Source organism: Cellulomonas sp. KH9 (genome assembly GCF_900114185.1).
Classification (GTDB): domain Bacteria; phylum Actinomycetota; class Actinomycetes; order Actinomycetales; family Cellulomonadaceae; genus Cellulomonas.
Window position 1 is genome coordinate 741,197 of the sequence record NZ_FOSE01000001.1, and the last position, 20,861, is coordinate 762,057.

The window sequence follows — 20,861 nt, forward strand, 5'->3', positions numbered from 1 at the left end:
ACCCGTGACCCTCCCTGCCGGTGACCACATCCGCTACGGCGGCGACTACAACCCGGAGCAGTGGCCCACCGAGGTGTGGGACGACGACGACGCGGCGTTCGACCTCGCGCACGTCACGACCCTGACCGTCGGGGTGTTCGCGTGGGCGCACACCGAGCCGGCGGAGGGGGCGTACGACTTCTCGCGGCTCGACGCGATCGTCGAGCGGGCGCACGCGCAGGGCCGCGACGTCGTGCTCGCGACGCCGAGCGGTGCCATGCCGCCGTGGCTCGCGCGCGCGTACCCGGACGCGTGCCGCGTCGACATCGAGGGCCGTCGGCACGTCTACGGGCAGCGGCACAACCACTGCCCGTCGTCGCCGGACTTCCGCCGGCTGTCCGTGGCGATGGCCGCTCGGCTGGCCGAGCGGTACGGGGAGCACCCGGCAGTGGTCGCGTGGCACGTCGGCAACGAGTACGGCGGCGCCTGCTACTGCGACCTGTGCGCGGCGGGGTTCCGGCAGTGGCTGCGGGCGCGGTACGGCACGCTCGAGCGGCTGAACGCGGCGTGGAACACGCTGTTCTGGTCCCACGTCTTCGGTGACTGGGACGAGGTCGTGCCGCCCTCGATGCTCTCCGAGCACTGGCGCGGGCCGAACCACACCGCGTTCCAGGGCATCACGCTCGACTACCGGCGCTACATGTCGGACCGCCTGCGCGAGGGGTACGCGGACGAGAAGGCGGCGATCCGCGCCCGCGTCCCGCACACCCCGGTCACGACCAACCTCATGGGGTTCTTCCAGCCCGTCGACTACCACCGCTGGGCCGACGACCTCGACTTCGTGTCGTGGGACAACTACCCGCCGCTGCCGGACGACCCGCTGCGCACCGCCGCCCGCATGGCCGCCACCCACGCGGCGATGCGCGGGCTGAAGGGCGGGCAGCCGTTCTGGGTCATGGAGCAGACGCCGTCGATCACGGCGTCGCGGGACGTCAACCCGGTCAAGCGGCCCGGCGTGCTGGGCCTGTGGACGTGGCAGTCGGTCGCGCACGGCGCCGACGCGACCCTGTACTTCCAGATGCGGCAGTCCAAGGGCGCGTGCGAGAAGTACCACGGCGCGCTGATCGACCACTCCGGGCGCACGGACACGCGTGTGTTCCGGGAGGCCGCGGAGCTCGGTGCGGGTCTGGCGCGCACCGGGGACGCCCTGCTGGGCGCCCGCACGCCGGCGCGCGTCGCGCTGCTGCTCGACTGGGACTCGTGGTGGGCGGTCGAGATGACCGACGGGTACAACCGCCACGTCTCCTACCTGCAGACGCTGCTGCAGCACCACCGCGCCCTGTGGTCCCTGAACGCCGAGGTGGACGTGGTCCCGGTGACCGCGGACCTCGCGCCCTACGACGTGGTCGTCGCGCCCCTGCTGCACCTGCTCAAGGGCGACGTCGTCGAGCGCCTGACCGCGCACGTCGAGCGCGGCGGCTCGCTGGTGACGACGTTCTACGGCGGGCGCGTCGACGAGGACGACAACGCGTACTGCGGCGTGCCGCCGCTCGACCCGCTGCTCGGCACGCGGGTGGAGGAGACGGACTCGGGCGTGCCGGGTGCCGTGAACCCGGTGACGCTCGAGCTCGACGGGGTCGCGACGACGCACGACGCGACGCTGGTGTTCGAGCTGCTGGTCCCCGACGAGGGCACCGAGGTCGTCGGCACGTACGGCGCCGACTTCTACGCGGGCAGGGCCGCCGTGACGCGCGCCCGGCGGGGCGACGGCACGGCCTGGCACGTCGCGACGGGCCTGGACGACGACGGTGTGGCGCGGGTGCTGCGGCACGTGCTGACCGGGCACGGGCTGGTCGGCCCGCACGCGGACGACGTGGGCGTCGAGGTCACGCGCCGCGTCGCCCCCGACGGGACGACGTACACGTTCGTGCTGCACCACGGCGACGCTCCGGTCACGGTGACGGCGCAGGTGGCCGGGGAGGACCTGCTGACGGGCAGGGTGGTGCACGCCGGTGCGCCGCTCACCCTGGCCCCGGCGGAGGTCCTGGTCCTGCGCGGCTGAGCCGGGCGGCGCGACACCTGCACGACCCTCGGCGGACCACCGCGCGGTGGCCGCGCGGGCGCCGCCCGGGGTGGTTAGGCTCCCCGACCATGGCTCTCCTCAGCGACGACACGTCCGGTCCGACGCCCGCACTGGCCCCCCTCGACCGGGAGCGCATCACCGCGGTCCTGGACGCGCGCGGCCTGGAGTACGGCATCGACGAGGACGGTGACGTCGGCGGCTACTTCGACGGGCACCTCTTCTACTTCTTCCTGCTGGGCCCCGACGACAAGTCGCTGCAGGTGCGCGGCCGCTGGAGCCGCGACGTCGGGGTCGCGCGCCTCGCGGAGGTGGCGGCGCTGGTCAACGAGTGGAACTCGACCCACCTGTGGCCCAAGGGGTACGTGCGTGCGGAGGACGACGTCCTCGGCGTCTACGGCGAGCACACGGTGGACTACGCCCACGGGGTCGCGGACGTCCAGGTCGACCAGCACCTCGCGTGCGGCATCGCCACGTCGCTGCAGCTCTTCGCCCACCTCGACGAGGCGTTCCCGGCCGAGGCGGCCGCGGCGCGGGCGCAGCAGCAGGGCTGACGCGAAGCCCTCCCCGCGGCGTGCCGGGCGTGCCCGGCGCGTCGCGGCGAGGGCGCGGCCCGGGGGGCGGGTGGACGGGCCGTAGCGTGGCCCCACCCCCGACGACGAGGAGCCCTCCCATGCCCGCGCTGCAGCCGTACCGCGCCGCCGACGACCGGTACGCGTCCATGACCTACCGCCGCACGGGCCGCTCCGGACTGGACCTGCCGGCCCTGTCCCTGGGGCTGTGGCACAACTTCGGTGACCTGACGCCGTTCGGCACGCAGCGTGACGTCCTGCGCCGCGCGGTCGACCTGGGCGTCACGCACCTCGACCTGGCGAACAACTACGGCCCGCAGCCGGGGGCGGCCGAGGAGAACCTCGGCCGGCACCTCGCCGCGGACCTGCGCCCGTACCGCGACGAGCTCGTCATCTCCACCAAGGCCGGCTACGACATGTGGTCCGGCCCGTACCAGGACGGCGGGTCCCGCAAGTACCTGCTGTCGTCGCTCGACGCGTCGCTGCGCCGGATGGGCCTGGAGTACGTCGACGTCTTCTACCACCACCGCCCGGACCCCTCGACGCCGCTCGAGGAGACGATGGGTGCGCTGGCCCAGGCCGTGCGCAGCGGCAAGGCGCTGTACGTGGGCGTCTCCAACTACACGCCGGCCCAGACCCGCGCGGCGCACGCGGTGCTCGCCGACATGGGCGTCCGCCTGCTCGTCCACCAGCCGAGCTACTCGATGTTCAACCGGCACGTCGAGAACGTCGCCGAGGGGCAGTCCGAGTCGCTGCTCGACGTGGTGGGCGACCTCGGGGTGGGGACGATCGTGTTCTCGCCGCTCGCACAGGGCCTGCTCACGGAGAAGTACCTGGGCGGTGCGGCCCCGGCGGGGTCCCGGGCCGCCGGCGCGAGCCCGTTCCTCTCCGAGCGCTCGCTGTCGGAGACGTACCTGGCGCGGGCGCGGGCACTGGCGGAGATCGCCGCCGGTCGCGGCCAGAGCCTCGCGCAGCTCGCGCTGTCCTGGGTGCTGCGCGACGACCGCATCACCTCGGCACTCGTCGGCGCCAGCTCGGTGGCCCAGCTCGAGGACAACGTGGCGGCGCTGTCGGCACCGCCGCTGACGGACGAGGAGCTGGCCGCGATCGACGAGCACGCCGTGGATGGGACGGGCCGCTGAGGCGGTCCGTCCCATGACGCGCGACGGGGTGCTGCCGAGCCCGGCAGCACCCCGTCGCGCGTCCCCCCGGGGGCGTCAGTGGATCGGCCGCCCCGAGGCGTCCGGGACCCCCGACTTCCGGAAGAAGTACGAGCGCACCTGGTCGCGCCACTCGGTGGCGGACCGGACCTGCTCGGTCAGCCGCTCGGCGACGCGCGCGTGCAGGCGCTCGTCGACGAGCCCGCGCAGGGCCTCCCACCGGGGCACCCACGACTCGACGACCTCGACGGCGTCCGCGCGCGTGTCGTAGATGTGCTGGATCACGGTCGCGCCGCTGTGCAGCACGTGGCCGTACGGCACGTGGTGGAAGAACAGCAGCAGCTCGTCCGGGCACGTGGCCAGGTCCTCGTACGTCTCGCGCCACGGCGACGGGTACTGCCCGGCGTACCCGGTCCCGGTCGCCACCGTGCGGTCGACGCCGATGCCGTCGCGGTCCGCGAAGTGGTACGTGCCCCACTTGGAGTACTCGTACCCGTCGACGTTGGGCCCGTAGTGCCCCCGTCCCGGGTCGACCATGAACCCGACGCCCAGGGGAGCGGTGTACGCCTCGTACGTCAGCCACGAGTCGTCCATGAGCGTGTGCAGCGTCTCGCGCACGCGCGGGTCGGCGCCCGGGAACGTCAGGCCGATCCACTCGTCGAGCAGCGCGACCGGGTCCGCCTCCGGGTTCCAGGCGAGCCGCCCGTACGCGTACAGGTTGGCCTGCGCGAGCGGGTGGCCGGTCCAGAACTCGTCGTCCCCGACGTTGGACACGGCGGTGACGCCGCCGGCCGGCAGGAACCCGGTGTCGTCGTCGGCCGCCGGGCCCGGCAGCCCCGAGACGATCCACGACACGGGCCGCGTCGCGTCGTCGGCCAGGGGGAACGTCAGCACCTGCGACCACAGCGGGCCCAGGTAGCACACGTGCTTCTGGTGGCCGGTGTACTCCTGCGTGACCTGCAGCTCGACGGCCAGCCGGGTGCGCGGCATCGCGGCGAGCACGGGGGAGATCGGCTCCCGGGTCTGGAAGTCGATGGGCCCGTACTTGACCTGCAGCACGACGTTGTCGTCGAACCGGCCGTCGAGCGGCGCGAAGTGGTCGTACGCGGCCCGCGCGCGGTCGGTGCGCCGGTCGCGCCAGTCCTGCTCGTGGTTGTAGACGAACGCCCGCCAGAACACCGTCCCGCCGTGCGGGCGCAGCGCCCGGGCCAGCAGGTTCGCCCCGTCGGCGTGGTCCCGCCCGTACGCGAACGGCCCGGGCTGGCCCTCGGAGTCGGCCTTGACGACGAACCCGCCGAAGTCGGGGATCGTCGCGTAGACGCGGTCCGCGGCGGCCGCCCACCAGGCCTGCACGTCGGGGTCCGCCGGGTCCGACGTGGACAGCCCGCCGAGGACGACCGGCGACGCGAACGACACCGACAGGTACGTCCGCACCCCGTGGGGGCGGAAGAGGTCGGCGACGCGCGCGACGTCCGCCAGCCCGTCGGTGAGCAGACGCGCCTCGGTGCGGTGGACGTTGACGTTGTTGATCGCGACCGCGTTGATCCCGATCGAGCCGAGCAGCCGCGCGTAGTCGGCGACGCGCGACAGGTCCTCGCGCACGCGGCCGTCGGCGTAGAAGATCGAGCCGCCCGCGTACCCGCGCTCGACCTGCCCCATCACGGGGTGGACGTCGATGTTGTCCCAGTGGTCGAGCATGCGGACGGGGGCGGCCGGGAGGTCGGTGACGTCGATGTCGCAGTCCCCGAAGGCCGTCTCGCCGAGCCTCACCACGTCGTGCAGGCCGTAGAGCAGGCCCGTCGCGTCGCCGGCGACGACCACGGTGGTGCCTGCGGTCCGGACGCGCACGAACATGTCCTGGCTGAAGTCCGCCAGCCCACCGGTGGCGACGAGCGCGCCGTCGGTGGCCGCCGCGACCAGCGGGTCGTTCGGGTGCGGCGGCTCCTCGGCGCGCGCCGGCGGCGGGACCTGCCGGGCCGCCCCGCTGCCGCGGTGGTGGGCGCGTGACGCCACGACCAGCACGAGGTCGTGCGACCGGACCGACGCGGCGTCGGGCAGCGCCTCACCGGGCGCGAGGACGGTGAGCGACCCGCCGTGCGTGGCGGTCGCCCGTCGCACCTCGTCGACGACGGTCTCGCCGACCGGCCCGGCGTCCGGGCCGAGGGCCACGAGGACGCGCCGGGAACCGAGCGGCGCGAACGCGGCGTCGGGCAGCCACGCGGGGTGGACGGTCGCGGTGCCGAGGGCGTTGTCGGTGGCGCTCACCAGTCGTGCACCGTGCCGTCCTTGAGCCGGTTGAACGGCAGGTACGCCGCCTGGTACGGGTGCCGCGAGGCCGCGTCGTCGTCGTAGGTGACACCCAGGCCGGGCTCGTGGCCCGGGTGCAGGTAGCCGTCCGTGAACGTGAACGACGTGCGGAAGACCTCGTCCGTGGTGGCGGAGTGCTTCATGTACTCCTGGATGCCGAAGTTGTGGATCGCGAGGTCCAGGTGCAGCGCCGCGGCCATGCCGACCGGGGAGATGTCGGTGGGCCCGTGGATGCCGGACTTGATCTGGTACTGCGCCGCGAAGTCGAGGATGCGGCGCAGCGCCGTGATGCCGCCGGTGTGCGTCACGGCCGAGCGCACGTAGTCGATGAGCTGCTCGCGGATCAGCGTCTGGTAGTCCCAGACGGTGTTGAAGACCTCGCCGATCGCGAGCGGCGTCACGGTGTGCTGCCGCACCAGGCGCAGCGCGTCCTGGTTCTCGGCCGGGGTGCAGTCCTCGAGCCAGAACAGGTCGTACGGCTCGAGGTCCTTGCCCAGGCGCGCGGCCTGGATGGGCGTCATGCGGTGGTGGCCGTCGTGCAGCAGCGGCAGCTCGGGGCCGAACTCGTTGCGCACGGCCTCGAACACCCGCGGGATGTGGCGCAGGTAGGCCCGGGTGTCCCAGTCCTCCTCGGCCGGCAGGGGCGCGCGCTGCGCGGGCTCGTAGTCGTAGCGTCCCGACGACGACGGCTGCGCGGCCACCCCGTAGACGGCGTCGACGCCGGGCACCGAGGTCTGCACGCGGATGGACCGGAAGCCCTCGTCGAGGTGCTGGCGGATCGAGTCGAAGAGCTCGGGCAGGTCCCGGCCCGACGCGTGGCCGTACGCCATGATGCCGCTGCGCGACGCGCCGCCGAGCAGCTGGTACAGCGGCATGCCGGCCAGCTTGGCCTTGATGTCCCACAGCGCGACGTCGACGGCCGCGATCGCGGCCATGGTCACGGGCCCGCGGCGCCAGTAGGCGCTGCGGTAGAGGAACTGCCAGGTGTCCTCGATCGTGTGCGCGTCCCTGCCGATGAGCAGGGGGACGACGTGGTCGGTCAGGTAGCTGGCGACGGCCAGCTCCCGGCCGTTCAGGGTGGCGTCACCCAGGCCTTCCACGCCATCCTCGGTGACGAGGCGTAACGTTACAAAATTGCGGCCGGGGCTGGACACCAGCACCTCGGCCGAGCGGATCGTCGTGCCGGGCATCGTGGGAGGCTCCTTCCGCCCGGTCGCGACGTCGCGAGGGGCACTGGTGAGAGTAGGCCCCGACACGCTAGGCTGGCAATCGTTTGCCAGCAAGATCCGCACGGTGCACCGTCGCACCGGCGGCGACGAGCTGACCTGGAGGGTGCATGGCCGTCAGGCGACAGCCCACGTTGCGGGACGTGGCAGCGGCCGCAGGGGTCGCCGTGTCGACCGCGTCGCGGGCGCTGACCCGCCCCGGCCGGGTCAACGCGGACACCGCCGACCGCGTCGTCGCGGTGGCCAAGGAGCTCGGGTACATCCCGAGCGCGTCGGCCCGCGCGCTGCTCTCGGGCCGCACCGCCACCGTCGCGCTCGTGCTGCCCGACGTCACCAACCCGTTCTTCTTCGGGCTGGTGCGGGGCACCGGGGCACGGCTGCGGGAGTCCGGGTACGTCCAGGTGCTCGCGGACACCGAGGAGTCCGCCGAGGTCGAGGCCGACACCCTGCGCAAGCTCCGCGGCCAGGTGGACGGTGCGGTGCTCGCCGCGTCGCGTCTGTCCGACGAGCAGATCGCGGCGGCCGCGGCGGACCTCGCGCTCGTCGTGGTCAACCGCACGATCCCCGCCACGCCCGGCGTGCTGCTCGACACCGCGGGCGGCATGGTCCAGGCGCTCGAGCACCTGGCCTCGCTGGGGCACCGGCGGGTGGCCTACGCCTCCGGCCCGGTGACGTCGTGGTCCGACCGCCGCCGCCGCGAGGCGCTCGAGCCGGCCGCGGCGCGCCTCGGCGTGGAGCTCGTGGTGCTCGGCCCGTACGCCCCGGTGCGGCAGGCCGGTGCGGCCGCGGCCGACGCCGCGCTCGAGGCCGGCGCCACCGCCGTCGTCACGTTCAACGACCTGCTCGCCTTCGGCGTCCTCGAGCGGCTCGACGTCCGCGACGTCCCCGTGCCCGAGCGCATGAGCGTCATCGGGTGCGACGACATCTTCGGTGCCGACCTGGTGCGTCCCGCCCTGACGACCGTCGAGTCACCCGTGGAGCTGGCGGGCCGCATGGCCGCCGACCTGCTGCTCGCGCGGCTCGAGGGCGACCGCCCGGCCGGCGAGGGCGCGGACGCCGGGCCGGCCGCCGACCCGGACGAGGCCTCCGACCTCGACCAGGAGCCCGACCTCGAGGACGACCCGGTCACCCGTGTCCGCGACACGGCCGACCCGGTGCTGCTGCCGACGCACCTGGTCGTCCGGTCCTCGACCGGCCCCGTCGGCTGACGCGGGCCCGGCGGTCCGGGTAGCCCGGTCGCGGGTGGCGCGGTCGGCCCGCCGACCCGGTGACCCGGTGACCTGGTGACCTGGCAGTCAGCCGTCGGCTGCGACGGTGGCGAGGACGCCGTCGGCGTAGCGGTCGAGCTTGGCCGCGCCGATCCCGCTGATCGTCCCGAGCTCGGCGCGCGTCGTCGGACGGCGGGTCGCGATCTCGCGCAGCGTCGCGTCGTGGAACACCACGTACGCGGGCACGCCCTGCTCCTTGGCGGCGCCCGCACGCCACGCGCGCAGCGCCTCGAACAGCGCGGCGTCGCCGCCCGTGAGGTCGGCCGCCGCTGCCGGGGTGCGCCCGGAGCCGCGCCGTTCCCGCGTGGCCCGCCCGGTGCGCTCCGGCTCGCGGCGCAGCCGCACCTCGCGCTCGCCGCGCAGCACCTCCGCCGACGCGGGCAGCAGGCGGATCGTGCCGTACCCCTCGGTGTCGACGGCCAGCAGCTCGGCCGCGAGCAGCTGACGCACCACGCCGCGCCACTCGCCGTCGGACAGGTCCTGCCCGATCCCGAACGTCGAGAGCTGGTCGTGCCCCAGCTGCTGCACGCGCGGCGTGGCCTTGCCGCGCAGGATGTCGACCAGATGCCCCACCCCGTACCGCTGCCCCCGCTGGTCGAGCCGGACCACCGTCGACAGCAGCTTCTGCGCCGGGACGGTCCCGTCCCACGACTGCGGCGGCTCCAGGCACGTGTCGCAGTTGCCGCACGGTCCGTCGGACTCCTGGCCGAAGTACGCGAGCAGCTGCGCCCGGCGGCAGTCCACCGTCTCGCACAGCGCGAGCATCGCGTCGAGGTGCTGGGTGAGGCGCCGCTTGTGCGCGGCGTCGCCCTCGGACGTGTCGATCATGCGGCGCTGCTGCACCACGTCGGCCAGCCCGTACGCGAGCCACGCCGTCGACGGCAGCCCGTCACGCCCCGCGCGTCCCGTCTCCTGGTAGTAGCCCTCGACCGACTTCGGCAGGTCCAGGTGCGCGACGAACCGGACGTCGGGCTTGTCGATGCCCATGCCGAACGCGATGGTCGCGACCATCACGACGCCGTCGTCCCGCAGGAACCGGGACTGGTTCGCCGCCCGCACCCGTCGGTCCAGCCCCGCGTGGTACGGCAGCGCGTCGACGCCCTCCTTGCGCAGCGCCTCGGCCGTCTGCTCGACCGACGCCCGCGACAGGCAGTAGACGATGCCGGAGTCGCCCGCGTGCTCGGTGCGCAGCAGGTGCAGCAGCTGGGCGCGCGGGTTGTCCTTGGGCACGATCCGGTAGCGGATGTTCGGGCGGTCGAAGCTGGCGACGAACTGGGCGGCGTCCGTCAGCTGCAGGCGCTCGCAGATCTCGCGGTGCGTCGCGTGCGTCGCGGTGGCGGTGAGCGCGATGCGTGGCACGTCGGGCCAGCGCTCGTGCAGCAGCGACAGCGCGAGGTAGTCGGGGCGGAAGTCGTGCCCCCACTGGGACACGCAGTGCGCCTCGTCGATCGCGAACAGCGCGACGTGCCCCCGGTCCAGCAGGTCGAGGGTGTCCGGCACGCGCAGCCGCTCCGGTGCCAGGTACAGCAGGTCCAGCTCACCGGCGAGGAACGCCTCCTCGACGGCCCGGCGCTGGTCGCGCTCGTGCGTGGAGTTGAGGAACCCGGCGCGGACCCCCAGGGCGGACAGGGCGTCGACCTGGTCCTGCATGAGGGCGATCAGCGGGGAGACCACGATGCCGGTGCCCTCGCGGACCAGCGCGGGCACCTGGTAGCACAGCGACTTGCCGCCGCCGGTGGGCATGAGCACGACGGCGTCGCCGCCGGCGACCACCGTGTCGACGATCGCGGCCTGGTCACCGCGGAACGCCTCGTACCCCCAGACCCGGTGCAGCACCTCGGCCGGCGTCCCGTGGGAGGGGGCCGGGCGTCCCGCCGCCGTGCTGCGCGGCGCGTCCGGGCGGCGGGTGCCCGTGCGGCCGGGCGCCGGCGCGCCCCAGGGGTCCTCGGCCCACGCCTCGGGCGGCGGGGCGTCGTCCGGCGGCGGGGGAGCGTCGTCCCACCACGGCTCGGCCGGCTCGTCGTCCCACGTCGGCGCGTCGGTGGGCGGCGGGTCGTCGAGCGGTCCGGCCGGCCGTCGACGACGGGTCTCGGGAACGGTGGGGTCCGGCAGCACGCCCCCACCCTACGAGCCGTCGAGGGCGCGGCGCGGCGCGGGCCGTCCGGCTGTGGACGGGGCTGCGCGGACCTGCGCCTCAGCGCCCGTCGGCGGGTGCGGCGTCCCGCGGCTCGACGAACCGGGCCTGCAGCGCGGCCCCGGCACCGTCGCTCAGCACCGCACCCGCGGCGGCCTGGCCGCGTGCCTGCAGCGAGCGCACCACGACCTTCTCGTCACCCTTCAGCAGACCGTCGACGGCCTGCCGGGCCACGTCGGCGGGGTCGTCCTTGTGACCCTGCCCCGCGCGCGTGTCCTGCATGCCGGCGGCCTCGAAGAAGTCGGTGTCCGTCGGGCCGGGCAGCAGCGCCGTGACCGTCACGCCCGTGTCGCGCAGCTCGTAGCGCAGCGCCTGCGCGAACGACAGGTCGAACGCCTTCGACGCCGCGTACGTCGCGTAGTACGGCCCGGGCATCAGCGCACCCACGGACGACGTCACCAGGACCCGGCCGACGCCGCGGTCGACCATCGCGGGCAGCAGCGCCTTGGCCAGCCGCACCGGGGCGACGACGTCGAGCGCGATCGTGGCCAGGTCGTCCTCCAGCGGCACGTCGAGGAACGCGCCGCCGGCGCCCCGCCCGGCGTTGAGCACGAGCACGTCCAGCGGCCGCCCCCCGGCGGTGACGTCGGCGACGAGCGCGTCCACGCCCTCGGCCAGCGTGAGGTCGGCGCGCACGGGGCGCACCGCGCGGCCGTGCTGCGTCAGGCCCTCGGCGACCAGGCCGATCGCCTCGTCCTCGGCGGTGACGACGAGGTCGTGGCCCAGCTCGGCCAGCCGCGTCGCGATCTCCAGGCCGATGCCGCTCGACGCACCGGTCACGAGCGCGAGCGGGGCGGGCAGCAGGGACGTCTCCATGGCACGCACCTCCGGGTCGATGGCGGGCGCACCACGCTACGGGCGGTCCGGCTGGTGGGCATCCGGGGCCGCGGACCGGGCGCCCCGCGGCCCCGGGGACAGCCGTCACCTGCGCACCCGCGCCACGGACGCGCCGCCGACGCGACGCGACGGGCGCGCGATCCGTAGGGTGGCGCCCATGGGAACCGCACTCGTCACCGGCGCCAGCGCCGGCCTCGGTCTGGAGTTCGCCTGGCAGCTCGCCACGGCCCGCCACGACGTGGTGCTCGTCGCCCGCGACGAGCAGCGGCTGACCCGCCTCGCGGGGCAGCTCGAGGCGGCGGCCGGCATCCGTGCCGAGGTGCTCGCCGCCGACCTCACCGACCGTGGCGACCTCGAGCGCGTCGCCGCCCGCCTGCGCTCGGACGAGCGCCCCGTCGGGCTGCTCGTCAACAACGCCGGCATGGGGCTCAACCAGCCCTTCGTCGACGGCGACCTGGCCGCCGAGGAGCGGGCGCTCGACCTCATGGTCCGGGCCGTCATGGTGCTGTCGCACGAGGCCGCCGCCGCGATGCGCGCGCGGGGCCGCGGCGCGATCCTCAACGTCGGGTCCGTCGCCGGGCTCATCGCGACCGGCACCTACTCCGCGCACAAGGCGTGGGTGCGGGTGTTCACCGAGGCCCTGGCGGTCGAGCTCAAGGGGACCGGTGTCACCGCGACGGTCGTCGCGCCGGGGTTCACCCGCACCGAGTTCCACGAGCGCGGACGCATCGACACGGCGCACTACCCCGAGGTGGGCTGGCTCGACGCCGAGGACGTGGTGGCCGCCGCGCTCGCGGACGTCCGCCGCGGCGTCGTCCTGTCGACGCCGAGCCTGCGGTACAAGGCGGTGTCGGCGCTGCTGCGCCTCGCGCCCCGCTCCGCGGTGCGGGCGTTCGGCGGGTACCGGCGGGCGCTGCCCGACGCCGCGCAGGAGCAGACCGCCGAGCACTGACCGGTCGGCCCGACCCGGTCGGCCCGACCGGCCCGGACGCGGTGGGTGGGGGTCGGTGGCGGCCCGGACGCGGTGGGTGGTTCGTCCGCATCCGTCCGACGCGCGGTACGGTGCGGGCTCCGCCCCCGTCACCGGAGGACCCCCCATGCGCCCGTCCGCCCGCCCGCGCCTGCGTCACGCCCTCGTCGCGCTCCTCGCCCTGGCCGTGACCTCGGCCTGCACCGGTGGTGACGACCCGCCCGCCCCCACCGGCACGGCGGCCGGGCAGGCCACACCCGCCGCCGACGCCGCGCCGCCGGTCGACGACGTCGCCACGCAGGTGATCGCCGAGCAGACCGTCGACACCCCCGCGGGCACCGAGACCGCCGGCGGGCAGGTCACGCTCACGCTGCGGGACGTCCGCGTCGACGCCGAGGTGATGACCGTGCGGTGGGCGCTGCGGTGGGACGCGCCGGACCGCCCCGACGACGACGAGATGAGCCTGCTCGGCCTCGGCATCGACCCCGTGCCCCTCGTGACGGACACGACGCACCTGCAGGCGTTCATGCCGCTGTGCGTCAAGGGCGACTGGAACGGCGACGGGAGCGACCGGCAGGAGTGCCAGTCGTCGATGCTCGCCTCGCCGCTCAGCCGCATCCACACCGCGCTGCAGAACCACGCCACCCTCGAGGGCTGGGCGGCCCTGCCGGCCCCCGAGAACCCGGGCGGGTCGCTCGACGTGCTGGTGTCCGACGGGCTGCCCGCGTTCACGGGCGTGACCGCCCGGCAGACGTCGTGACGCCGCCCGCCGTGCGGGGCGCGCGCCTGGCGCTCGTGCTGGTCACCGCGGCACCGCTCGTCGTGGGCGTGCCGGTCGCGGCGGCGGGCGCCACGGCGGACGAGCCGCCGTGGGCGGAGCTCGCCCGCACACCGGTGACCCCGGACATGGTCGAGCGGGCGACGCTGCGGCTGTCCGGCGGCCCGCTGCGTCCGGTGGGCGGGCCGCTGGCGCTGCTGCGCGAGAAGTCCGTCCGCGAGCTGGCGCGGGAGGCGCAGGGCGTCACCACGCTCACGTCGGACCTGCTGTTCGCGTTCGACAGCGCCGAGCTCGCGCCGGCGGCGCCCGCGGCGATCGGCGAGATCGCCGCCGCGCTGCCGCAGGGGGCGACGGTCGCCGTCGACGGGCACACCGACGGGCTCGGCGGCGACGAGGTCAACCTGCCGCTGTCGCAGGCCCGCGCGCAGGCCGTGGCCGACGCGCTCGCCGCCGCCCGCCCGGACCTGGTGCTCACCGTCACCGGGCACGGCAGCGCGCAGCCGGTCGCCGAGGAGGAGGTCGACGGTCGTGACGACCCGTCCGGGCGGGCGCTGAACCGCCGCGTCGAGGTGCGCGTGGCGGGCTGACCGCCCGGCGGCGTCCGGACGTCGGGGCGGCCCGGTACCCTCGGGCCGTGACCGACGCCTCCGCCGCAGCGCCCCGTGACCAGCTCGTCGCCCTCGTCCGTGACCTCGCCGTCGTGCACGGCCGGGTCACCCTCTCGTCCGGCAAGGAGGCCGACTACTACGTCGACCTGCGCCGGGTGACGCTGCACCACCGCGCGGCCCCGCTCATCGGCCACCTGCTGCTCGACCTGCTCGAGGAGGTCGGCCTGGGCACGGCGGAGATCGACGCCGTCGGCGGGCTCACCCTGGGGGCGGACCCCGTCGCCACGGCGCTGCTGCACGCCGCCGCGTCGCGCGGGCAGGATCTCGACGCGTTCGTCGTGCGCAAGGCCGGCAAGGCCCACGGCCTGCAGCGCCGCATCGAGGGCCCCGACGTGGCCGGTCGCCGCGTCGTCGTCGTCGAGGACACCTCGACGACCGGTGGGTCCGCCATCACCGCGGTCGAGGCCGTGCGGGAGGCCGGTGGCGAGGTCGTGGCCGTCGCGACGATCGTCGACCGCGGCACGGGCGCCCGTGAGGCGATCGAAGCGCTCGGGGTCGCGTACCACCACCTGCTCGACCTGTCCGACCTCGGCCTGGCCTGACGGGCCCCGTCGTGCGGCAGGGCGTACGGCTCGGCGCGTACGCCGCGCTGGGGGTGGTCGCGTTCGTCCTCGTGGGCTCGTGGACCGGTCTCGCCCCGCAGGGCGGCGGGATGCTCCTGCTCATCGGTGCGGTCGTCGTGCTGGGTGCCGTGGGCGGCTCGTGGCTGCGGCGCCGGCGCGCCGCCGAGCTGACGGCGTGGGCCGGGGCGACCGGCTGGGCCTTCTCGCCGCGGGACCCCGGGCTCGGCCTGGCCACCCTGCAGACCGGCCGGCCCTTCGGCCAGGGCCGGGCGCGCACGGTCACGGAGGTCCTCACCGGCACGTACGAGGCGCTGCCCGCCGTGTCGTTCACGTACACGTGGACCACGGGCAGCGGCGACGAGCGCCGTGAGCACGAGGCGCACGTCGTCGCGCTCCGCCTGCCCGCCTACCTGCCGACGCTCGAGGTGACCGCCGAGGGGGTGGGCGCCCGCCTGGCCAAGGCGTTCGGTGCGCGCGACCTGCAGCTGGAGTCCGCGGCGTTCAACGCCGCCTACCGGGTCGACGCACCGGAGGCCCGGACCGCGCACGCGATCCTGCACCCGCGGACCCTCGAGCGGCTGCTGCGACCCGACGCGCTCGGCGTCGCCTGGCGCATCGAGGGCACGTGGATCGCGTCCTGGGAGACGGGCGCCACGGACACGGCCCGCATCGCCCCCCGGCTCGGCGTGCTGGCGGCCGTGGTGCGGGGGGTCCCGCGGCACGTCTGGCAGGACCACGGGCACGACCCGCACCGGGACGACGTCACCCGCGGCGCCTGAGCGGGGAGAGCGGCCGGTACGATCGGCCCACGTCCCGACCCAAGGAGTCGCCGTGAGCGGAGGCCTCATCGCCCTCGTCGTGATCGCCGTCGTCGTCGTCCTCGTCCTGCTGTGGGGCGTCGCGCAGTACAACGGGTTCGTCCGCCTGCGGAACCTCGTGCAGGAGTCGTGGCGGCAGATCGACGTCGAGCTGCACCGCCGGCACGACCTGATCCCCAACCTCGTCGAGACGGTGAAGGGGTACGCCGCCCACGAGCGCGGCGTGTTCGACGAGGTCACGCGCGCCCGCGCGGCGGCCGCCGGACCGAGCGCCGGGCCCGCCGAGCAGGCCTCGCAGGAGAACGCGCTGAACGTCGCGCTGGGCCGGCTCCTCGCGGTGGCCGAGAACTACCCGGTGCTGCGCGCCAGCGAGAACTTCCAGCAGCTGCAGGCCGAGCTGGCCAACACCGAGGACCGCATCGCGGCGGGCCGCCGGTTCTACAACGCCAACGTGCGCGAGCTCAACACCAAGGTCGAGTCCTTCCCCGCCAACGTCGTGGCCGGCATGTTCGGGTTCACGCGCGCCGAGTACTTCGAGGTCGACGACCCGCAGGTGCGCCGCGCCCCGACCGTGGGGTTCTGAGCCGCCGCACCGCTCGCACCGCACCGCACCGCACCGCTCGCACCACCCGACGCCCGGCCCGTCGTGGCCGGGCGTCGTCGTGCTCAGAAGTCGTCGCGCTCAGTGCGAGAACGTCGCGATGTGCTGCACCGAGGGCGCGGCGTACCGGTCGGGGGCCAGCAACGACGGCAGCCGGTGCAGCAGCGGGTCGACCAGCCCGCGGCGCGGGTCCAGCAGGTGGGCCTGCTCCAGGCGGGCCAGCAGCAGCGTCACCTCGGGCATCGTCAGGCCGAGCGCGCGCGCCAGCTGCTCCGGCTCCACGAACCGGTCGGTGGTCTCGCACAGCGCCGCCAGCAGCACCTCGGGCGGGCAGCCGTCCCCGCCGCGGCACACGTCGTGGTGCAGGCCGGCCGCCAGCCACCGGACCAGCTCGTCCCCGACGTCGCCCAGGTCCCGGTGCTCGGCCAGCGCGCGCGGCAGGCCGCCGTGGCGCAGGTAGGCGCTGCGCACGTCCTGCGTGCCACCGCCCGGCCGGGCGAGCAGGACCTCGGACATGCTCGCGGGCTGCAGGCGCCGGACCGCGACGCCCGGCACCTGCTGCTCGAGGGCGGCGAGGTCCGCGGGGTCGAGCACGGACGTCGTGACGACCACCTGGTCGCCGCGGTGGTGCGCGTGGGCGGCGACCTGCGGCCACCCGTCGACGGCACCCACCTCGTCCAGGACGAGCACGCGTGGGTCGTCGCACGCCGGCGCACCGGTCCGGGTGGGGGTGCGCCCGACGGTGGCGAGGTCGGCCGGCTCCCACTGCAGGACCGTGCCGTCGGGCTCGGTCCGCTCGGCGGGGACCAGCACCACGCGGCGCGGGTCGGTGCGGGGGTCGGCCACCAGGTGCGCGACGACGTCCTTGACCGCGGTCGTCTTGCCGACGCCGCGCGGGCCGGCGACGACGGTCACCGTGCCGGGACGCGGGCCGGCGGCGAGGTCCGCCAGGAGCGCGCGGGCGGCCTGCGTCGCCGGCTGCCACTCGTGGCGTGCGCGGGTCGCCAGGTCGGCGTCGTCGAGCACCCAGGACGCACGGCGGCGACGCGACCACCAGGGGTTGGCCGCGCGCAGCACCTGGGCGAGCTCGCTGTTGCGCATGCTCCAGCGTGCCCCCGGTGCTGGTCGCCGAGGCGGGACGAACGGCCCCGGAGGACCCCCTGGGCGGGCCGAACGTCCCTCAGACGAGCGCGATCAGGTCCTGCACCGAGTCCAGCACCGCCGTGGGGCGGAAGGGGAAGCGCTGCACGTCCTGCTCGCGCGTGGACCCCGTGAGCACGAGGTAGGTGCGCAGGCCCGCCTCGATGCCGGCCACGACGTCGGTGTCCATGCGGTCGCCGACCATGACCGTGGTCTCCGAGTGCGCGTCGATCCGGTTGAGCGCCGAGCGGATCATCATGGGGTTCGGCTTGCCCACGAAGTAGGGCTTGCGTCCGGTGGCGGCCGAGATCATCGCGGCCACGGCGCCGGTCGCGGGCAGGTCGCCGTCGGCGCTGGGCCCGGTGACGTCGGGGTTCGTCGCGATGAACCGGGCGCCGCCCTGGATCAGCCGGATGGCCTGCGTGATCGCCTCGAACGAGTACGTGCGCGTCTCACCGAGCACGACGAAGTCGGGGCGGGAGGCGGTCAGCGTGTAGCCGGCCTCGTAGAGCGCGGTCGTCAGACCGGCCTCGCCGATGACGTACGCGGACCCGCCGGGCATCTGGTCGGTGAGGAACTGCGCCGTCGCCAGCGCGGACGTCCAGATCGACTCCTCCGGGACGTCGAGCCCCGTGGCGGCGAGCCGGGCCCGCAGGTCGCGCGGGGTGAAGATCGAGTTGTTCGTGAGGATGAGGAACGGGCGCCCGGCGGCCTTGAGCGCGTCGACGAACTCCGCCGCCCCCGGCAGGGCGGTGCCCTCGTGGACCAGGACGCCGTCCATGTCCGAGAGCCACGACCGGATCTCGCGGGTCATCGCTCGGTGTGCTCCGTCGCCCCGTCGTCGACGACCTCCGTGCCGGCCTGGCCGGCCACGGGCGCCGTCGCGGCGTGGCCGAAGACCTCCCGCTCGACGGCCGCGCGCTCGACCGGCTCGTCGTAGTCGGTGTCGCGCCCCTCGACCGTCTCGCCGGCCTTCTCCTTGCGGCGTGCCTTCCACAGCTCGAAGACCACGGGCAGCACCGAGACGCCGACGATGAGGATCAGCAGGGCCTCGATGTTGTTCTTGATGAACGAGAAGTTGCCCAGCCAGTAGCCCAGCAGCGTCACCCCGACGCCCCAGAGCAGCGCCCCGATGACGTTGTACGACACGAAGTGGCGGTAGTGCATCTTGCCGACGCCGGCCGCCACGGGGGCGTACGTCCGCACGAAGGGCACGAAGCGCGCCACGATGATCGTGCGGCCGCCGTACTTGTCGAAGTACGCGTAGGTCTGGTCGATGTACTTCTGCTTGAAGAACCGCGAGTCGGGCCGGTTGAAGACCTTGGGCCCGAGCTTGCGGCCGATCGCGTACGCGACCTGGTCGCCCGTGAACGCGGCGAGGAACAGCAGCAGGCACAGCACCCAGATGTTGAGCTGCAGCGAGTCCTGCGCGACGAGCGCCCCGGCGGTGAAGAGCAGCGAGTCGCCGGGCAGGAACGGGAAGAGCAGCCCGGTCTCGATGAAGACGACGGCCACGATGCCGATGAGCGCCGCGGTGCCGAACGAGTCGATGAGCTTCTCGGCGTTGAGGAAGTCCGGGCCCAGCGCGGGCAGCGGACCACCTGCCAGGGCCTGCATCGGGGCGTCGGTCAGGGCGGCAGCGAGCACCGTCGTCGTCAGCATGGGTCCCAGCGTACGGCGCGCGACGTGGGCGGCGGCTGGTCCCCGGGTGCAGGATCCGTGCACGTCGGGCCGTCGGGGGCCCGGTCGCGGACGTGACGGCGGGGCCGGCGTGGGTGCCGCGTCACCGGTCGACCCGGGCGCTGCCACCACCCGCGAGCTTGAGCACCTCGGCCTTCGTCACCATCGTGGTGTCGCCGGGGGTCGTCATGGCCAGCGCGCCGTGCGCGGCGCCGTACTCGACGGCCGTCGCGAGCGGCTGCCCGTCGAGCAGGCCGTAGATGAGGCCGGACGCGAACGAGTCGCCGCCGCCGACACGGTCGAGGATCTCGAGGCGCTCGCGGTACGTCGCCTGCACGACCCCGGTGTCGCGGGACCACGCGATCGCGCCCCAGTCGTTGCAGGACGCGGAGTGCACGGTGCGCAGCGTGGTGCCGATGACCCGGAAGCTCGGGTACGCGGCGGCGGCCTTCTCGATCATCGCGGCGAACGCGTCGACCTCGATGGCGGAGATGTTCTCGTCGACGCCCTCGACCTCGAACCCGAGGGAGGCGGTGAAGTCCTCCTCGTTGCCGATCATGACGTCGACGTGCTCGGCGATGCGCGTGTTGACCTCCTGCGCCGTCGCCTGCCCGCCGATCGCCTTCCACAGCGACGGCCGGTAGTTGAGGTCGTAGGACACCACCGTGCCGTGGCGCTTCGCGGCGGTCACCGCCTCGACGACCAGCTCGGCGGTCGTCGCGCTCAGCGCGGCGAAGATGCCGCCGGTGTGCAGCCAGCGCACACCCAGGTCGCCGAACAGGTGGTCCCAGTCGACGTCCCCCGGCTGCAGCTGCGAGGCCGCGGTCAGGCCGCGGTCGGAGACGCCCACGGCGCCGCGCACGCCGAAGCCGCGCTCGGTGAAGTTCAGGCCGTTGCGCACGCCGCGGCCGATGCCGTCGTACGGGACCCAGCGGATGAACGACGTGTCGACGCCGCCGGTGAGGACGAGGTCCTCGACGAGGCGGCCCACCTCGTTGTCGGCCAGGGCGGTGACGACGGCCGCGCGCTGGTCGAAGGCGCGGCGCAGGCCGCGGGCGACGTTGTACTCGCCGCCGCCCTCCCACACGCGGAACTGCCGGGCGGTGCGGATGCGGCCCTCGCCCGGGTCGAGGCGCAGCATGACCTCACCGAGCGAGACGACGTCGTAGCGGCACTCGGCCGCGGGCCGGATGGACAGGGCGCTCATGGGGTCCTCGGTCTCGTGGTGGGTGCGGTGGCGGGGGCGGTGCGGCTCAGCGCCGGGCGAGGGCGACGGCCTCGGCGGTCAGGCGCGTGATCGTGGCGTACTCACCGGCGCGCACGAGGTCCCGGCTCACCATCCACGAGCCGCCGACGGCGACGACGGCGGGCACGTCGAGGTACTCGTGCAGGTTGCCCGCGCCCACGCCGCCGGTGGGCACGAAGCCGACGTCGCCGAAGGGGGCGGCGAGCGCGGCGACGGCCTTCGCGCCGCCGGACGTCCCGGCCGGGAAGAACTTGACGGTCGTCAGCCCCAGCTCGAGCGCCGCCTGGATCTCGGTGGCGGTCACGGCCCCGGGCAGCACCAGGACGCCGTGCTCCTGGCACCGCTCGACGACCGCCCGGCTCAGTCCCGGCGAGACGACGTAGGACGCGCCGGCGGCGACCGCCTGGTCGACCTGGCGGACGGTGAGGACCGTGCCGGCGCCGACGAGCACGTCGCCGCGGACGCTCATGGCCCGGATGGCGTCGGGGGCCGCGGCGGTCCGGAAGGTCACCTCGGCCACGGGGAGCCCGCCCGCGACGAGCGCGGCGGCGAGCGGTGCGGCGTCGGCGGCCTCGTCGAGCACGACGACCGGGACGATCCGGGCGGCCGCGAGCTGGTCCAGGGTGTCCATCGCAGGTTCTCCTTCGAACGGGTTGCGCCTAGCGGAACGCTCGTGCCGCTGAGGGGAACACTGTCTCACGCGGGGGTCCACCGCGTCACCGGCGTGCGCGCGACGGCGCACCACCGGCGGGCCCGCCGGTGCCGGGCGCCGTG

General features: G+C 74.8%; 19 protein-coding genes. 10 read left to right on the forward strand and 9 right to left on the reverse strand.

Annotation, left to right across the window (positions count from 1 at the left end):
• Positions 1–4: 4 nt before the first annotated feature.
• From BMZ16_RS03245 to BMZ16_RS03255, 3 genes are all read left to right on the forward strand, one after another.
• The gene (locus BMZ16_RS03245; RefSeq protein WP_089798138.1) at positions 5–2,041 is read left to right on the forward strand and encodes a beta-galactosidase; all 2,037 of its coding nucleotides are present in this window, start codon (positions 5–7) and stop codon (positions 2,039–2,041) included.
• An 89-nt stretch (positions 2,042–2,130) separates the two neighbouring features.
• Complete coding sequence (locus BMZ16_RS03250) at positions 2,131–2,613, forward strand: type III secretion system chaperone family protein (protein WP_089798139.1); 483 nt, start codon at positions 2,131–2,133, stop codon at positions 2,611–2,613.
• A gap of 119 nt (positions 2,614–2,732) precedes the next feature.
• The gene (locus BMZ16_RS03255) at positions 2,733–3,773 is read left to right on the forward strand and encodes an aldo/keto reductase (RefSeq protein WP_089798140.1); all 1,041 of its coding nucleotides are present in this window, start codon (positions 2,733–2,735) and stop codon (positions 3,771–3,773) included.
• A gap of 75 nt (positions 3,774–3,848) precedes the next feature.
• On the opposite strand, the gene BMZ16_RS03260 is transcribed toward BMZ16_RS03255, so the two are convergent.
• Together BMZ16_RS03260 and manD are read right to left on the reverse strand one after the other, a co-directional pair.
• Positions 3,849–6,056: an alpha-glucuronidase gene (locus tag BMZ16_RS03260; RefSeq protein WP_218143303.1), complete on the reverse strand. Its 2,208-nt coding sequence runs from the start codon at positions 6,054–6,056 to the stop codon at positions 3,849–3,851.
• On the reverse strand, positions 6,053–7,288 hold the full coding sequence (gene manD / locus BMZ16_RS03265; RefSeq protein WP_089798141.1) for a D-mannonate dehydratase ManD: 1,236 nt from the start codon (positions 7,286–7,288) through the stop codon (positions 6,053–6,055). Before manD ends, BMZ16_RS03260 begins: the two co-directional genes overlap by 4 nt.
• Before the next feature lie 146 nt (positions 7,289–7,434).
• On the opposite strand from manD, the gene BMZ16_RS03270 reads away from it, so the two are divergent.
• Positions 7,435–8,532, forward strand: a complete 1,098-nt coding sequence (locus BMZ16_RS03270; RefSeq protein ID WP_089798142.1) for a LacI family DNA-binding transcriptional regulator — start codon at positions 7,435–7,437, stop codon at positions 8,530–8,532.
• A gap of 87 nt (positions 8,533–8,619) precedes the next feature.
• Here BMZ16_RS03270 and recQ read toward each other — a convergent pair whose 3' ends face one another.
• Positions 8,620–10,707: a DNA helicase RecQ gene (recQ, locus tag BMZ16_RS03275; RefSeq protein ID WP_177199572.1), complete on the reverse strand. Its 2,088-nt coding sequence runs from the start codon at positions 10,705–10,707 to the stop codon at positions 8,620–8,622.
• Positions 10,708–10,786: 79 nt separating this feature from the next.
• Positions 10,787–11,602: an SDR family NAD(P)-dependent oxidoreductase gene (locus BMZ16_RS03280; RefSeq protein ID WP_089798143.1), complete on the reverse strand. Its 816-nt coding sequence runs from the start codon at positions 11,600–11,602 to the stop codon at positions 10,787–10,789.
• Positions 11,603–11,780: 178 nt separating this feature from the next.
• Here BMZ16_RS03280 and BMZ16_RS03285 point away from each other — a divergent pair, with 178 nt between their 5' ends.
• The 6 genes from BMZ16_RS03285 to BMZ16_RS03310 all read left to right on the forward strand — a co-directional run bounded on the left by BMZ16_RS03285 (position 11,781) and on the right by BMZ16_RS03310 (position 16,003).
• Positions 11,781–12,575 (forward strand): SDR family NAD(P)-dependent oxidoreductase, encoded by a 795-nt coding sequence (locus tag BMZ16_RS03285; protein ID WP_089798692.1) that lies wholly within the window; start codon positions 11,781–11,783, stop codon positions 12,573–12,575.
• 145 nt (positions 12,576–12,720) lie between these two features.
• A complete protein-coding gene (locus tag BMZ16_RS03290) occupies positions 12,721–13,353 on the forward strand; it encodes a hypothetical protein (RefSeq protein ID WP_089798144.1) in 633 nt (210 codons plus the stop codon).
• The gene (locus BMZ16_RS03295; protein WP_089798145.1) at positions 13,350–13,958 is read left to right on the forward strand and encodes an OmpA family protein; all 609 of its coding nucleotides are present in this window, start codon (positions 13,350–13,352) and stop codon (positions 13,956–13,958) included. Before BMZ16_RS03290 ends, BMZ16_RS03295 begins: the two co-directional genes overlap by 4 nt.
• A gap of 47 nt (positions 13,959–14,005) precedes the next feature.
• The gene (gene pyrE, locus BMZ16_RS03300) at positions 14,006–14,581 is read left to right on the forward strand and encodes an orotate phosphoribosyltransferase (protein WP_089798146.1); all 576 of its coding nucleotides are present in this window, start codon (positions 14,006–14,008) and stop codon (positions 14,579–14,581) included.
• An 11-nt stretch (positions 14,582–14,592) separates the two neighbouring features.
• Positions 14,593–15,381 (forward strand): hypothetical protein, encoded by a 789-nt coding sequence (locus BMZ16_RS03305; RefSeq protein ID WP_089798147.1) that lies wholly within the window; start codon positions 14,593–14,595, stop codon positions 15,379–15,381.
• 52 nt (positions 15,382–15,433) lie between these two features.
• A complete protein-coding gene (locus BMZ16_RS03310) occupies positions 15,434–16,003 on the forward strand; it encodes a LemA family protein (RefSeq protein WP_089798148.1) in 570 nt (189 codons plus the stop codon).
• Between the two features lie 99 nt (positions 16,004–16,102).
• Here BMZ16_RS03310 and BMZ16_RS03315 read toward each other — a convergent pair whose 3' ends face one another.
• The 5 genes from BMZ16_RS03315 to eda form a co-directional block, all read right to left on the reverse strand.
• Complete coding sequence (locus tag BMZ16_RS03315; protein WP_089798149.1) at positions 16,103–17,122, reverse strand: AAA family ATPase; 1,020 nt, start codon at positions 17,120–17,122, stop codon at positions 16,103–16,105.
• 79 nt (positions 17,123–17,201) lie between these two features.
• Positions 17,202–17,975, reverse strand: coding sequence for an HAD-IIA family hydrolase (locus tag BMZ16_RS03320; protein WP_089798150.1), 774 nt, complete (start codon positions 17,973–17,975; stop codon positions 17,202–17,204).
• Positions 17,972–18,823: a VTT domain-containing protein gene (locus BMZ16_RS03325; protein WP_089798151.1), complete on the reverse strand. Its 852-nt coding sequence runs from the start codon at positions 18,821–18,823 to the stop codon at positions 17,972–17,974. Before BMZ16_RS03325 ends, BMZ16_RS03320 begins: the two co-directional genes overlap by 4 nt.
• Before the next feature lie 121 nt (positions 18,824–18,944).
• Positions 18,945–20,048 carry a sugar kinase gene (locus tag BMZ16_RS03330; protein ID WP_089798152.1) on the reverse strand — a complete coding sequence of 368 codons (1,104 nt, stop codon included), beginning with the start codon at positions 20,046–20,048 and terminating at the stop codon, positions 18,945–18,947.
• A 46-nt stretch (positions 20,049–20,094) separates the two neighbouring features.
• Positions 20,095–20,718: a bifunctional 4-hydroxy-2-oxoglutarate aldolase/2-dehydro-3-deoxy-phosphogluconate aldolase gene (gene eda, locus BMZ16_RS03335; RefSeq protein WP_089798153.1), complete on the reverse strand. Its 624-nt coding sequence runs from the start codon at positions 20,716–20,718 to the stop codon at positions 20,095–20,097.
• Positions 20,719–20,861: the final 143 nt, after the last annotated feature.

Excerpts from the sequence above, each read along its gene's own strand:
- BMZ16_RS03325 (WP_089798151.1), bottom strand. The coding sequence starts at position 18,823 with ATGCTGACGACGACGGTGCTCGCTGCCGCCCTGACCGACGCCCCGATG.
- BMZ16_RS03315 (WP_089798149.1), bottom strand. The coding sequence starts at position 17,122 with ATGCGCAACAGCGAGCTCGCCCAGGTGCTGCGCGCGGCCAACCCCTGG.
- BMZ16_RS03290 (WP_089798144.1), top strand. The coding sequence starts at position 12,721 with ATGCGCCCGTCCGCCCGCCCGCGCCTGCGTCACGCCCTCGTCGCGCTC.
- BMZ16_RS03330 (WP_089798152.1), bottom strand. The coding sequence starts at position 20,048 with ATGAGCGCCCTGTCCATCCGGCCCGCGGCCGAGTGCCGCTACGACGTC.
- manD (WP_089798141.1), bottom strand. The coding sequence starts at position 7,288 with ATGCCCGGCACGACGATCCGCTCGGCCGAGGTGCTGGTGTCCAGCCCC.
- BMZ16_RS03280 (WP_089798143.1), bottom strand. The coding sequence starts at position 11,602 with ATGGAGACGTCCCTGCTGCCCGCCCCGCTCGCGCTCGTGACCGGTGCG.
- eda (WP_089798153.1), bottom strand. The coding sequence starts at position 20,718 with ATGGACACCCTGGACCAGCTCGCGGCCGCCCGGATCGTCCCGGTCGTC.
- BMZ16_RS03285 (WP_089798692.1), top strand. The coding sequence starts at position 11,781 with ATGGGAACCGCACTCGTCACCGGCGCCAGCGCCGGCCTCGGTCTGGAG.
- BMZ16_RS03270 (WP_089798142.1), top strand. The coding sequence starts at position 7,435 with ATGGCCGTCAGGCGACAGCCCACGTTGCGGGACGTGGCAGCGGCCGCA.
- BMZ16_RS03255 (WP_089798140.1), top strand. The coding sequence starts at position 2,733 with ATGCCCGCGCTGCAGCCGTACCGCGCCGCCGACGACCGGTACGCGTCC.
- BMZ16_RS03250 (WP_089798139.1), top strand. The coding sequence starts at position 2,131 with ATGGCTCTCCTCAGCGACGACACGTCCGGTCCGACGCCCGCACTGGCC.
- BMZ16_RS03320 (WP_089798150.1), bottom strand. The coding sequence starts at position 17,975 with ATGACCCGCGAGATCCGGTCGTGGCTCTCGGACATGGACGGCGTCCTG.